Here is a 12,455-nt window from a genome sequence, read left to right as displayed (position 1 = left end):
AGGGCTCGGGAGGTACGTCGCGCGGTGCGCCGGGGGTCGCGTCACCCTGCCCGTCGCCAGTGTCGGGGTGTCCGTCGCCACGCACGTCCGCGCCGCCGTCGAGGTGCTCGGAGGCGTGCCCGTCCGCCGGGCCGAGGTTCGTACGGATCCCGTCGCCCCCGGTCGCTGCGCCCGCGCTGCGGGGCGTGTCCGGTTCGACCGGTCGGGGAGGCTCAAAACCAGCCATGGCTCACGGCTCTTCGATGGAGAGGGGCCGACAGGAGAGGACAACGCTGCCCGTTCGGCAGGTCCGCCCACGGGAAGACGTCGGTCTGCGCCGCGCAGCACCGTATGTGACCTGTTCCTTTCAGAGTACGACGGACAGGGGGCCCAGCCCAGCGGCGAAGCCCCGGAGCGACGTTGTTCCCGCGAAGGGAGGATGCGCCCGCCGTGGCAGTGCGCCCTGCTCGCAGGCGATCGCGCCCCCTCCGGAAAGGAGGTTCCCTGGAGCTTGACTGAGCGGACCGGGCGGCGCAACAGGCCCGCGGGACACCGTGACCGGACTGTCATTGATCGGCGACGATCCGTTGCGGCACGTCGCGAACCGTTACGCCCCGGGGGTCGCGGCCCGTCCCGCCGGCTCGCCCCCACACCACCCGCACCGGGCCGGCGCAGGATCCGTACGTCAGGTGTCGGAGCCCGAATCAGCCACTTGGTACGGCTTCGCGACGTGCTCTGGCATTTGCCAGGTGCATAGGTGCGGCCGCTGGCACCATGCTCGGCATGCCCCTGCTCCTGTTCGACCTCGACAACACGCTGCTGCCCCGGGACGCCGCCTTCCGGGCCTGGGCGCAGGACTTCCTGTCCGAACACGACCTGCCGCCCGGCGACCTCGACTGGTTCGTCACCATCGACGGCGGCGGCTACGTGCCGCGCAGCACCGTACTGTCCGCGGTCCGGCGCCGCTACGGTCTGGACGTCTCCGCCGACTTCCTGCTCGCCCACTACCGACGCGGCATCAACTCCCACATCCACTGCCCGCCCCGGCACGTCGAGGCGCTGCGGGCCGCGCGGGCCGCGGGGTGGACGCTCGGGATCGTCAGCAACGGCGGCACCCGGCCGCAGTTGGAGAAGATCCGTCGGACCGGGCTGGGGCCGCTGGTCGACGGCTGGGTGATCTCCGAGGAGGCGGACTGCCTCAAGCCGGACCCGCTGATCTTCGAGACCGCGGCCCGGCGCTGCGGTATCGCGCCCACCGGGGACTGGGCCGCACACACCTGGATGATCGGGGACCACGCACCCGCCGACATCGCCGGGGCCGAGCTGACCGGACTGCGCAGCGTCTGGCTGCACCACGGTCGGCCGTGGGCGGAGAGCGGCTACCGGCCGACGCTGAAGGCGGCCGGTCTGCCGGAGGCCGTCGGCCAGGTGCTCGCCGCGCGCAACGCGCCCTCGCCCCGGCCGGGGAGCCGGGCCGGCGGAGCGCCCCGCCGGGCAGCGGCCGGGGCGTCGGGGCGGGCGACGGCGCAGTTCGGCGCACGGTCCGGCGCACAGCTGAGGGCGGCCGCCCCGAAGGGCCCGAATGCGCCCGTTCCCGCGAACGCCGGGACGGACCCCGCGTCAGCCGCTGCGGCGGGCGCGGGAGCCCGTTCCGGTGTCCGAAACCGATCCGGCGGGTTTGCCGTGACCGCCGACGACCGCACCGGTCCGGAAGCGGTCTCCGGGACCCGGGCGGGGACCGGTCCGGACACGGTCGCGGACGCGGTCGCAGTCGCGGACGCGGGCGGGGCCACGGGCGCGCACGATCACGGGACGGCGCCGATCACGCGTCCGACGCCCCTGCGCCCGACGGCCGGCGGGCCCGCGTCGAGCAGGACGGCTGCCCCGGCGACCGCCGCGGCAGAGGCGGTGGCCCCGGCCACGACAGCGGTCGCCGCGGCCCGCTAGCGGCCGGCCCGTCGGCGCCCCCGGCCCGGTGCCGCAGCGTCCCGGGGGCCGGGCCGGGCCGGTGGTCAGCCCTCCACCGAGGTACGGGTCCACCAGCAGGTGCGGGCCTGCTCGGTGAACCCCAGCTTGCGGTAGAGCGGTTCGCCGAGCGCGGTGGCGACCAGGGTGGCCGGGCGGTCCGGGTGCGCGTGCGCCAGGGCGGTCCGCAGGACGGCCCCGGCCACCCCGCGGCCGCGCCACTCGGGCAGGGTCGCGACCCAGTACACCCCGGTGGCGCGGCCGTCGTCGTAGGTGAGGCAGGTGCTCGCCACCGCGCCGTCGACGCGGCCTAGCCACGCCCGCCAGCCGGGCTCGTCCAACAGTCGCTCCGGGAGCGCTTCGCCGCGGACCCACGGCTGGCGGGCGGGCAACGGGAATCCCTCCACGATGGCCCGTTCGACCAGCGCGAAGCCGTCCCCGTCGGTGGCCTCATCCACCGTCAGCCTCCCGCCCCCGTAGGCCTGGGACACCGCGGGCAGCGCGGCCGGCGCGCCCTCGACCGGGCCCGGGTCCCGGACCATGACCGGCATGACCGCCATGCGGACCGCGCCGAAGCGGGTGAGGTCGAGCCCGCCGTACGGGTCCTCCAGGGTGAAGCACACCGTCGACCACTCGCTCAACAGGTTCGCCAACTCCCGCTCCACCACGCAGGTTTCGGCATACGGGCGGGTGACCACGAAGCGGTGCGCGTCGTCCGGGGTACGGGCGCAGCGGACCGCCGTCAGGCCCGGGAGGGTACGGGACCGCCAACCGTGCGCACGGGCTTGGGCGAGCCAGAACGCGGCGGCGTTGTCGTTGGCCCGTTCGAGCCGGCGGTTGGTGTTCACGGCAGGACCGTAACCCGACCGTCCGGATAGCGGTTCCACCGCGCCAGGCTTGGCCGGATGAAGCCTGGGAGGCGCACGTCCGGCGCCCGTGCGCCCTCTCGTGCACCGCCGATTTTCGGTCAATTTCGCGCCGATCCCTCCCGCTTGGGCAAATCCGCAGTCCAGACCCTCGGATCGGGTGCACGAGGGGCGGACGCCCCAGGAACGGCCCCGCGACAACCAGCCACCGTTGCCCCGGCCCTCTTCCCAGAAGGGTCGACGGGTGCCACGCTTCGTGATCGAATGCATCACGCCAAATTGCCATGTCGACATAGCGTCGGATGGTGAACTTGTCACAACGGCAATGGTCCACCCGATAGATTTCGATCTTGGCGAGCAGTGCCGCACCACCCACACCACACCACCGAGGGGGCTTGAGCGCCTTGAGCAGGGTGAGCAGGAGCGACGCGGGTCCTGACAGCGGCCAGGCGGTGGCCGGCACCGCGGGTCGGCCCGCGAGAAGCACTGGCACCTCCGCGATCGCCGCCACCACCCGCACCTCCGGCACCCCGGGCCCCTCGGGCCCGGCCCCGCACCCCTCGTACCCCGCAGCGCACTCCCCGGCCGGCGGCCCGGGCGCGACCCCGGCCGCCGACCAGGGCACGGCGGCGCCGTACGGCGGCCAGCCGCCCCACGGAGGCCATCCGGCGCCCGGCGGACACTCCGTCAACGGCGGGCCTACGGCAGGCAGCGGGTCATCGGCCGTCGGCGGACCGGGCGGATCGGGCGGATCGGGCGGGCCGCCGATGGGCGGACAGCCCATCGGTCGCGGCCTCGTCGGCCACGCCGCGGCCTACGGCGGTGAGTACCCCGGTTATCCCGGCTACTCCGGCCACCCCGCCCACCCCGGCGCCGCTCCGGTCCTGAACGGCGGCTCCTCAGCCGTCGGCGGCCCGCTCGGCGGCCTGGCGCTCGGCACCGCCCCCGGCCACGGCCCGCTGGGCCACGGCGGTCCCGGCGCGAACGGCGTCCCGGCCCAGGCGGCCTCGGCCGCGCCGCGCAAGCTGTCCGGCCGGCGCCGCCGGGAGACCGTCGCGGTGCTGATCTTCGGCGGCGCCCCGATCTTCGAGAGCTCCATCCCGCTCTCCGTCTTCGGCGTGGACCGCCAGGACGCCGGCGTGCCGCGCTACCGCCTGCTGGTCTGCGCCGGCGAGGAGGGCCCGCTCGCCACCACCGGCGGTCTGACCCTCTCCGCCCCGTACGGCCTGGAGGCCCTCGCCCGGGCCGGCACGATCGTCGTACCGGCCTGGCGCTCGATCTCCCAGCCCCCGCCGGTCGAGGCGATCACCGCTCTGCGCAAGGCCCACCACGAGGGCGCGCGGATCATCGGCCTGTGCACCGGCGCCTTCGTGCTGGCCGCCGCCGGTCTGCTCGACGGCCGCCCGGCCACCACCCACTGGATGTACGCGCCGACGCTGGCCAAGCGCTACCCGCGGGTCCACGTCGACCCGCGCGAGCTGTTCGTCGACGACGGCGACGTGCTCACCTCGGCCGGCACCGCCGCCGGCATCGACCTGTGCCTGCACGTGGTGCGCAGCGACCACGGCGCCGAGGCGGCCAACGCGCTGGCCCGCCGCCTGGTGGTGCCCAGCCGCCGCGGCGGCGGAGGACAGGCCCAGTACATCGATCAGTCTTTACCGGAGGAGATCGGCAACGACCCGTTGGCCGAGGTGGTCACCTGGGCGCTGGAGAACCTCAACCAGCAGTTCGACGTCGAGGTGCTGGCGGCTCGCGCCTACATGAGCCGGCGCACCTTCGACCGGCGGTTCCGCACGCTCACCGGCAGCGCGCCGCTGCAGTGGCTGATCACCCAGCGGGTGCTCCAGGCACAGCGGCTGCTGGAGACCTCGGAGCTGTCGGTGGACGACGTCGCGCGCCGGTGCGGGTTCCGTTCGCCGGTGGCGCTGCGCGGGCACTTCCGCCGCCAGCTCGGGGTCTCCCCGGCCGCGTACCGGACCAGCTACCGGGCTCGCCGGCCCGGGCAGCAGCCGCCGTCCGCGGCCGGTGCGCACGGCGGCGACCTGCGGCTGCCCGGCGCGCTGTCGCACGCGGCGGCCGGGGCCGCGGCGGGCGGGGCGCTGTTCGGCGGGGCGCACGGCGCGCAGTCGGCGCAGCCGTTCGCGGCCGGTTCCGGGATGCCGGGACCGGTCGGTCCGCACGGACAGCCGGTGCCGCACGGGCAGCCGGTCGGCCACGGCCAGCCGGGAGGGCACGGCCAGCCGGTCGGGTTCGGTCCGGGACAGGCCGGGACGCCGGCCGGCCAGGCCTTCCACGCCCGCGCCGGTCAGCCGTACCCGCACCAGCAGGCCGCGCAGCAGCCGCACCCCGGGCAGCAGGGTGCGGCGGGGCGCGGTCCGGCGCGGCCGCCGCTGGTGCCGCCGCAGGTGCCGCCGCAGGCCGGACCGGGCGCCGGGGCGGGACGTCCGCCGCGCACCGCCGAGCACGCGGCGGCGGAGGACGGCCTCCCCCAGCCGGGGGCCCGCGGCCAGGGCCAGGGGCACCGCAGCGCGGTCGAGCGGTCCGCCGACGATCCGGGCACGGCCGGGCGCGGTCACGGCCCGGCCGGACGGTTGCCGGCCCCCGCCGGGCAGCCGGCGCCCGGGGCGGGCGACCTCCGCGGCCGTCAGGCGCGGGCGCCGCAGGTCCGCACCCAGGGCGGCCGTGCCGCGGCCGAGGGTGCCCGGGCGGCGCGCGAGGCCCGTACCGGACGGGACGGCCACCCGGTCCGGGCCGGCCGCGAGGGCGAGCGCCCGGACGGCCACGGCGCGCACGGCGGGACGGAGGAGCACCAGGGCGAGGCCACGACGGCACCCCGCTCGGCTCCACCGGTCCCCGCAGCGCGTGATCGCGCCGTAGGGTGAGTTGCGTGAATGACCGTTTGGTATGGATCGACTGTGAAATGACCGGCCTCGACCTCGACCGGGACGCCCTGGTCGAGGTCGCGGTGCTGGTGACGGACTCCGAGCTGAACGTCCTCGGCGAGGGCGTGGACGTCATCATCCGGCCGCCGGCCGAGGCGCTGGCGAACATGCCCGAGGTGGTGCGCGCGATGCACACCGCCTCCGGCCTGTTGGAGGAGCTGGAGCAGGGCGTGACCCTGGCCGAGGCCGAGGAGCGGGTGCTGGCGTACGTGCGCGAGCACGCGCCGGAGGCCGGGAAGACGCCGCTGTGCGGCAACTCGGTGGCCACCGACCGCGGTTTCCTGGCGCGGGACATGCCCTCCCTGGAGAAGCACCTGCACTACCGGATCGTGGACGTGTCCTCGATCAAGGAGCTGGCCCGCCGCTGGTACCCGAAGGCGTACTACAACAGCCCGCAGAAGGGCGGCAACCACCGGGCGCTCGCCGACATCCGGGAGAGCATCGACGAACTGCGGTACTACCGCGAGGCCGTGTTCGTCCCGCAGCCCGGCCCGGACGCCGACACCGCCCGCGCCATCGCCGGGAAGTACCAGGCGCCGGCCGGCTGATCCGGGGCCGCCCGGCGGGCACCCCCTCGGGGGTCGCCGAGCGGCCCGCCGCAGGGCCCGCGGGGGTGCCCGCGTCCGCCGGGGACGAAACCCTGGCGCGAGCACCCTCTCGGATCCTGTAGAGTTCTTCCTGTCGGAACGGGAACGCGAGAGCGGGAACGGACCGGACAGATGGTGGGTGTAGCTCAGTTGGTAGAGCACCTGGTTGTGGTCCAGGTGGTCGCGGGTTCGAGTCCCGTCACTCACCCCAGAGCCCGAGGGGCCGATCTCTTCAAGAGGTCGGCCCCTCGGGCGTTTTCGCGTTCGCTCAAGTACGGCCGGTGGTCCGGCTTTTCCGGGCGCCCCCTGCCGCCGGAAGCTACCGGCTAGTAACATCGTCGCCATGACCACACCTACGATCGGCCAGATGCTCGACTCCACCGTGCCGATGGCGCACACCCTGAAGCTCGAGTACCTGGAGACCACCCCCGAGCGCGCCGTGCTCCGGCTGCCCGACCAGGCCGAGTTCCACAACCACGTCGGCGGCCCGCACGCCGGCGCGATGTTCACGCTCGCCGAGTCCGCCAGCGGCTGCATCGTGCTCGCCGCCTTCGGCGACCAGCTGGGCCGGGCCGTGCCGCTGGCCGTGAACGCCGAGATCGCGTACAAGAAGCTCGCCATGGGCGTCGTCACCGCCACCGCCGTGCTCGGCCGCCCGGCCGCCGAGGTCGTCGCCGAGCTGGACGCCGGCGGCCGCCCCGAGTTCCCGGTCACCGTCGAGATCACCCGCGCCGACGGCGCCGTCACCGGTGTGATGACGGTCACTTGGACCCTGCGCCCCAACTCCTGACCGCCGCGCGGTCGGTGGCCCCGAGGGCGGCGGCCCCGGGGCCACTCGCGCGATGACTGTCCGTGACGGCGGGCGTGACCTCACCACCCGTCCGCTCGTTCTCAACTCACGTGCGAGCCAATCACCCGAGCCAGGCCCAGGAACCCGCCCCCCGCGGCGTCGCCGGAGCCCGACGCGGGATCGCCCGGTGGCTGCCCCGCCCCCGCGCCGTCGCGGCCGGCTGGGCCCTGCTCGCACAGCTCTGGGGCCTCGGCGCCACCGGTGCGTACGCGGCCTCGACGTCGCCCGGCGAACCGCTGCCCGAACCGGCCCAGCCCGCCGTCCGCCGCGCCCTGCACGGCGCACCGGCGCTCGGCGGACCCGCGCTCGGACCCGCGCTCGACGGGCCGTCAGCCGAACCTCCCGCCGGGCAGGGACAGCCGGCCGGCGAGGCGACGGGCCGGCCCCCCGGCCCGGTCGGGGAGCTGACCGGCGACAGCACCGTCGAAGGAGCGACGCGGACCGTCGGCGGCACGCTCCAGGAACGGATCCGGGCCGGCGGACTGCCCCTGCCCGGCCAGCGGGCGGCCGTACCCGACGCCTTCGCGATCGCCTCCGGCCTGCTCGACACCGCGCCCGACCGGAACCGGCCCGCCGAGACCCGCGCCTCCCGCGAAGGCGAACCCACCGTCCTGCCCGACGCCGACCGGTCGTACCCCGGCACCGCCCGCCCCACCGTGCCGCGACAGCGCGCGGTCCCGGAGGCGCCCCCGGCCCTGGAGACCGCCTCCGGGACCACCACCACACCCGGGGCCCCGCCCGGCCGCGACCCGGCTCCCCTCGCCGGCCCCACCGTGCCGGCCTCCGGTGGGACACCCGAGACCCTCGCGATCGCCGACACCGCCACCGTGACGGCCGTGGACGACGGCTCCGCCACCGCGACCGCCGTCCTCGCCCCCATCGCCGCCGGCCTCCTGCTCACCGGGGCGGCCATGTGCAAGCACCGCGGACTGCCGCGCGGCCACTGAGCGCGCACGGGCCGCACCGGGCCGGGTACGGGTGGGGCTACGCCCGCGGGCAGCCCAGCTCCAGCGCCAGCAGCGGGAGTTCACGCCCGGGGACCGAGCCGGACGGGACGCCGCCGATCCGGGTCGCCCCCATCCCCAGGTAGAACGGCTCGGCATGCGGATCGGACTCGATCGTGAACCGCCGCAGCCCGAGCTCCGACGCCCGCTCCCGGATCCGGGCGAACAGCGCCCGGCCGACGCCCCGGCCGATCAGCTCCGGCTCGACGAACAGCATGTCCAGCGACCCCTCCGGCGGCCCACCGACCAGCGAGGCGAATCCCAGCACCCGACCGCCCTCCTCGGCCACCACCGTGCACGCCCGCTCGATCACGGCGGCGCCGACGGTCAGCTCCTCCCGGCAGGCGGCCATGAACGCCTCGTCGTAGCCCCAGTACGCCTTGGCCCGCAGCGCGACACCGGTGAGCGGTGCGGCCTCCTCCGGCCGGGCCGGTCTGATCTGCACGGCGTCCCCCTCGGACCGTCGACGAGTGTGCGGCAAGGGCCGTTCTCGGCGGCAACTCGTCCGCACGCCAACAGCTTTGGGGTGGACGCCAGGCCGCGGGGCACCGGTGGAGGCCGTCCGGCGGCGGGGCACCCGAGGTCCCGAGCCCGGCGAAGGCGCCCGGGGGTTGTCCCGGGGCGGGGCGGACGCCGGGGGCGGGCCGCCCCTGCGAGCGTTCGGCCCTCGGCACCCCGCCACCGCCCTAAGCGGCGCCGTGGGCGCCCGGAGGAAGGGACGCCCCGGTGAGGGCGTGGGGTGGGTCGCCGCGGGTCAGCGGAAGACGCCTGGAGGTGGTTCCGGGGAGGGGGCGGCGGTGGCGTCCGTGGCGGGGGCGGCGCCGGCGGCGAAGTCGGTGAGGGTGCGGCCGTGTTCGACGCGGGCGTGGGCGGGGTCGGAGGCGGCGCGGCGGGTGAGCTCGGAGACCGGGAGGGGGGTGTGGGCGGCGGCCAGGACGAGGTTGCCGAAGCGCTTGCCGCGCAGGACGGCGGGGTCGGCGATGAGGCAGAGTTCGGGGAAGACCGCACCGAGGGTGGCGACCTGGGAGCGGGCGAAGGGGAGGGCGCCGCCGTCGGCGATGTTCGCGGCGTACCAGCCGCCGGGGGCGAGCGCGCGGGCGGCGAGGGTGGTGAACTCGACGGTGGTGCAGTGGGCCGGGGTGCGGGCGCCGGAGAAGACGTCGGTGATGACCAGGTCGACGGTGCCTTCGGGAGTGCGTTCCAGCACGCTGCGGGCGTCCCCGCCGCGCACCTTGATCTGCCAGCCGCGCTCCAACGGGAGCTCGGTGCGGACGAGTTCGGTGAGCGCGGTGTCGATCTCGGCGACCTGCTGGCGGGAGCGGGGCCGGGTGGCGGCGGTGTAGCGGGCCAGGGTCAGGGCGCCGCCGCCCAGGTGCAGCACGGTGAGCGGGCGGCCCGGCGCGGCGACCAGGTCGATCAGGTGGCCGAGCCTGCGCTGGTACTCGAAGCCGAGGTGGGTGGGGTCGGCGAGGTCGACCAGCGACTGCGGGGCGCCGTCGACCAGCAGCGACCAGGCGGCCGGGCGGTCGCGGTCGGGCCGCAGTTCGGCCAGGCCGGAGCCGACGGGACGGGAGAGCGGGCCCTGGGCGTGGGTGCGTCCGCCCGCGCCGGTGGGGTCCGCCGTCTCGCTGCCACGCGCGGCTCTGTTGCTTCGTCCCATGCCCGCCATTATCGCCGCAGGCGCGGGTACGGCTGCCGCCGCAGGCGCGGGTACGGCCGCCGCCGCGGGCGCGGCGCCGCCCTGGTCGGGGGCGTGCCGGGGGGATCCGGCCCGGAGGGGCGAGCGGCGCTCGCGGGCCCGGCGGGATCCGCGCGGCACGCCCGCTAGAACGGGCCGAGGCCGCCCGCGGTGAGCGTGCAGGCGGCCTCGCAGAGGGCGGAACGGAGCACCCAGGCGTCGGTGGGGCGGGCGGCGCAGCCGGCGGGCGGGATCACCCAGCGCAGGTCGGTGGCGGCGGGCACGAGCGCGCCCGCCGAACAGGAGCTGCCGGGCAGGTGCCAGGTCTCCCAGGTGCCGGCCGGCACGAGGAAGGAGACGGTGCTGCCGTTGCGGCTCTGCAGGACGGCGCCGCAGGCGCGGCGCAGTCTCAGGATGTCGACGGCCTCCAGGCCGTGCCGCAGGGCGACGGTCACGGTGTCGCAGGTGGTGAGGAGGGTGCCCTCGTCGGGGACGGCGCGCTCGCGCCGGGGACCGCCGCGGGGGGCCCGGCCGCCCTCGACCGGACCCCGGCCGGGGATCCGGTCGTCGGCGGGGTCGGGCAGCAGGGCGGGGGCTGCGCCGGCGAGACCGCCCCCGGCGACGGGTCGGTACTGCGGCAGTCCGGTGGCCATCATGAGCCCTCCTGTACCTCGTCGGATCCGGAAGCGCAGCCGCCCGGAGGGGCCACCGGGCTGGGACGGGCCGGGGCGACGGCCTGGGCTTCCTCGTATCAGGACAACGCCGGGGATGCACCCCAGGCCACGGGGCGCCTTACAGCAAGGCATGGCATTTCATGGCAGATATCCCGCAACCTCGCCCGTCTTGCCCGGAATCGTCCCTACATATCCCGCAAACCCCCCGTGGTCGGTCGGTGACTCCGAGTACTCTCGGCGCCATGGCAGCCACCCCACCGGCCGAGCCGAACCGACCGTCCCCCAACACCGTGATGCGCGCGCTGCGCGGCGACCGCTCGCCCGGCGAGTTCGCGATGGCGGTGCGCCGGGCCGCCCGCGAGATCGGCGAGCACGTCTCCTGCGACGCCCGCTACATCGGGCGGGTCGAGTCCGGTGAGATCCGCTGCCCCAACTACGCCTACGAGCGGGTCTTCCGGCACATGTGGCCGGGCCGCACGCTCAGCGACCTCGGCTTCGCCCCCCGGACCGCCGTCCGCCGCCGTTCGGCGGACGGCGGCGCCGGGCGGACCGAGCCGCCCCCGCTCCACCCGCCGTTCCCGCCCCTGCCCGCCCCGCGCTCACCACTCTCCACCCAACTCCCGTACGCTGCCTCGCCGTACGCGGATCCAGCCGGACCGGACGGCCCGCCGTGGCCGAGGCCCGGCGCGGTGCCCCGGGGGCCCGACGGATCGCCCTATTTCGACGAGGAGAACGACGACGTGCGTCGCCGTACGTTCCTGGCCGGCGGCACCACCGCGCTGGCCACCGTGATCGGCATCGACCGGTCGGCCGTGGCCGCCGGCCGACCGGCCGGTACCGATGGCGCCTCCGGTGCTCTCACCGGCCAAGGTGCCCTTCCCGGTGCGGAGTTCGCCGCACCGGCACTGCTCTCGACCGACTCCGTGGTGCCCGGTCGGCCCGGGCCGGTGCCGCCGCTGCGCCGGGTCGGCGCCGCCGAGGTGTTCGGTGTCGAACAGGCCGTCCGGGACATCCGGCTGGCCGACGACGCGCACGGCGCCGACGCGCTGTACGAGCTCGCCGGGCAGTCGCTGCGCAATGCGTACGTACTGCTCAACGAGGGCGAGTACAGCGCCGAGACGGAGCGTCGACTCCAGGCCGGAGCCGGTGAACTGGCCATCTCGGTGGGCTGGTTGGCCCACGACTCCAACCGGCTGGCGGACGCCCGCTCGTTCTACTCCGAAGCGCTGGCCACCGCCCGGATGGCCGGGGACTCCGCGCTGGAGGCCCATGTCTTCTGCAACAGCGCCTTCCTGGCCCGGGACGCCGGCCGGCCGCGCGAGGCGCTGCGCGCCTCCCAGGCCGGGCAGGTCGCCGCCCGGGAGCTGGGCTCCGACCGGCTGCTGGCCCTGCTGGCGATGCGCGAGGCCGGCGCCTGGGCCCTGCTGCAGGACCGCACCTCCTGCGAACGCGCGCTCGGCCGGGCGTACGCGCTGTTCGACCGCGGCCCGACCGAGGCCGATCCGGAGTGGATGTCCTTCTTCGGCGAGGCCGAGATCGCCGGGCTCCAGTCCCAGTGCTGGTCCGCGCTCGGCGACTGGGACCGCGCCAGCGAGCAGGCCGGGCTGGCCATAACGCTGCAGGAGCCGCACTTCGTCCGGAACCGGGTGCTGTACACCGCCGAGTTGGCCCACGACCGGCTCGGCCGGGGGGACCTCCCGGGTGCGGCGTACCACGGCTCGTCCGCCGTCGCGCTGTTCGGCGACGTCCGCTCGGCCCGGATCCGGAGCATGCTGGCGGACACCGCCGGACGGCTGCGCCCGCACGCCGCGGTGCCCGAGGTGCGCCGGTTCCTGGCCGAGTACGACCGGGCGACGGCCGCTTAGCGGAGCGACGGCCGCCCGGGCCCGCGGGCGGCGGGGCGACGGCCC

General features: G+C 76.2%; 9 protein-coding genes, 1 tRNA gene and 1 pseudogene. 7 read left to right on the top strand and 4 right to left on the bottom strand.

The window, feature by feature from the left end:
- The first annotated feature begins 762 nt into the window (after positions 1-762).
- The gene (locus ACIRD3_RS23625; RefSeq protein ID WP_402219932.1) at positions 763-1,926 is read left to right on the top strand and encodes an HAD family hydrolase; all 1,164 of its coding nucleotides are present in this window, start codon (positions 763-765) and stop codon (positions 1,924-1,926) included.
- Positions 1,927-1,991: 65 nt separating this feature from the next.
- On the opposite strand, the gene ACIRD3_RS23620 is transcribed toward ACIRD3_RS23625, so the two are convergent.
- On the bottom strand, positions 1,992-2,792 hold the full coding sequence (locus ACIRD3_RS23620; protein ID WP_402219929.1) for a GNAT family N-acetyltransferase: 801 nt from the start codon (positions 2,790-2,792) through the stop codon (positions 1,992-1,994).
- A 977-nt stretch (positions 2,793-3,769) separates the two neighbouring features.
- On the opposite strand from ACIRD3_RS23620, the pseudogene ACIRD3_RS23615 reads away from it, so the two are divergent.
- The 5 genes and pseudogenes from ACIRD3_RS23615 to ACIRD3_RS23595 all read left to right on the top strand — a co-directional run.
- Positions 3,770-4,810: pseudogene (locus ACIRD3_RS23615) on the top strand (helix-turn-helix domain-containing protein); the annotation flags it as partial.
- Positions 4,811-5,697: 887 nt separating this feature from the next.
- A complete protein-coding gene (gene orn, locus ACIRD3_RS23610) occupies positions 5,698-6,300 on the top strand; it encodes an oligoribonuclease (RefSeq protein WP_402219927.1) in 603 nt (200 codons plus the stop codon).
- 174 nt (positions 6,301-6,474) lie between these two features.
- Positions 6,475-6,550 (top strand) — tRNA-His (locus tag ACIRD3_RS23605).
- 132 nt (positions 6,551-6,682) lie between these two features.
- Positions 6,683-7,129: a DUF4442 domain-containing protein gene (locus ACIRD3_RS23600; RefSeq protein ID WP_402219924.1), complete on the top strand. Its 447-nt coding sequence runs from the start codon at positions 6,683-6,685 to the stop codon at positions 7,127-7,129.
- Positions 7,130-7,239: 110 nt separating this feature from the next.
- On the top strand, positions 7,240-8,136 hold the full coding sequence (locus ACIRD3_RS23595; RefSeq protein ID WP_402219921.1) for a hypothetical protein: 897 nt from the start codon (positions 7,240-7,242) through the stop codon (positions 8,134-8,136).
- A gap of 37 nt (positions 8,137-8,173) precedes the next feature.
- On the opposite strand, the gene ACIRD3_RS23590 is transcribed toward ACIRD3_RS23595, so the two are convergent.
- From ACIRD3_RS23590 to ACIRD3_RS23580, 3 genes are all read right to left on the bottom strand, one after another.
- Entirely contained in the window at positions 8,174-8,638 is a 465-nt protein-coding gene (locus tag ACIRD3_RS23590; protein ID WP_402219919.1) for a GNAT family N-acetyltransferase, read from the bottom strand.
- Between the two features lie 309 nt (positions 8,639-8,947).
- Complete coding sequence (locus ACIRD3_RS23585; RefSeq protein ID WP_402219916.1) at positions 8,948-9,853, bottom strand: spermidine synthase; 906 nt, start codon at positions 9,851-9,853, stop codon at positions 8,948-8,950.
- A gap of 164 nt (positions 9,854-10,017) precedes the next feature.
- On the bottom strand, positions 10,018-10,527 hold the full coding sequence (locus ACIRD3_RS23580; protein WP_402219913.1) for a hypothetical protein: 510 nt from the start codon (positions 10,525-10,527) through the stop codon (positions 10,018-10,020).
- 260 nt (positions 10,528-10,787) lie between these two features.
- Here ACIRD3_RS23580 and ACIRD3_RS23575 point away from each other — a divergent pair, with 260 nt between their 5' ends.
- Positions 10,788-12,410, top strand: coding sequence for a tetratricopeptide repeat protein (locus tag ACIRD3_RS23575; RefSeq protein WP_402219911.1), 1,623 nt, complete (start codon positions 10,788-10,790; stop codon positions 12,408-12,410).
- Positions 12,411-12,455: the final 45 nt, after the last annotated feature.

This window comes from Kitasatospora sp. NPDC093550 (assembly GCF_044764985.1).
GTDB lineage: Bacteria > Actinomycetota > Actinomycetes > Streptomycetales > Streptomycetaceae > Kitasatospora.
The sequence above is the reverse complement of the archived record's forward strand: the minus strand, read 5'-3'. Positions and strand labels throughout refer to the sequence as shown.

Bases quoted from the DNA above. Each gene is read 5' to 3' on its own strand.
- ACIRD3_RS23625 (WP_402219932.1), top strand. From the start codon at position 763: ATGCCCCTGCTCCTGTTCGACCTCGACAACACGCTGCTGCCCCGGGAC.
- ACIRD3_RS23600 (WP_402219924.1), top strand. From the start codon at position 6,683: ATGACCACACCTACGATCGGCCAGATGCTCGACTCCACCGTGCCGATG.
- ACIRD3_RS23585 (WP_402219916.1), bottom strand. From the start codon at position 9,853: ATGGGACGAAGCAACAGAGCCGCGCGTGGCAGCGAGACGGCGGACCCC.
- ACIRD3_RS23580 (WP_402219913.1), bottom strand. From the start codon at position 10,527: ATGATGGCCACCGGACTGCCGCAGTACCGACCCGTCGCCGGGGGCGGT.
- ACIRD3_RS23575 (WP_402219911.1), top strand. From the start codon at position 10,788: ATGGCAGCCACCCCACCGGCCGAGCCGAACCGACCGTCCCCCAACACC.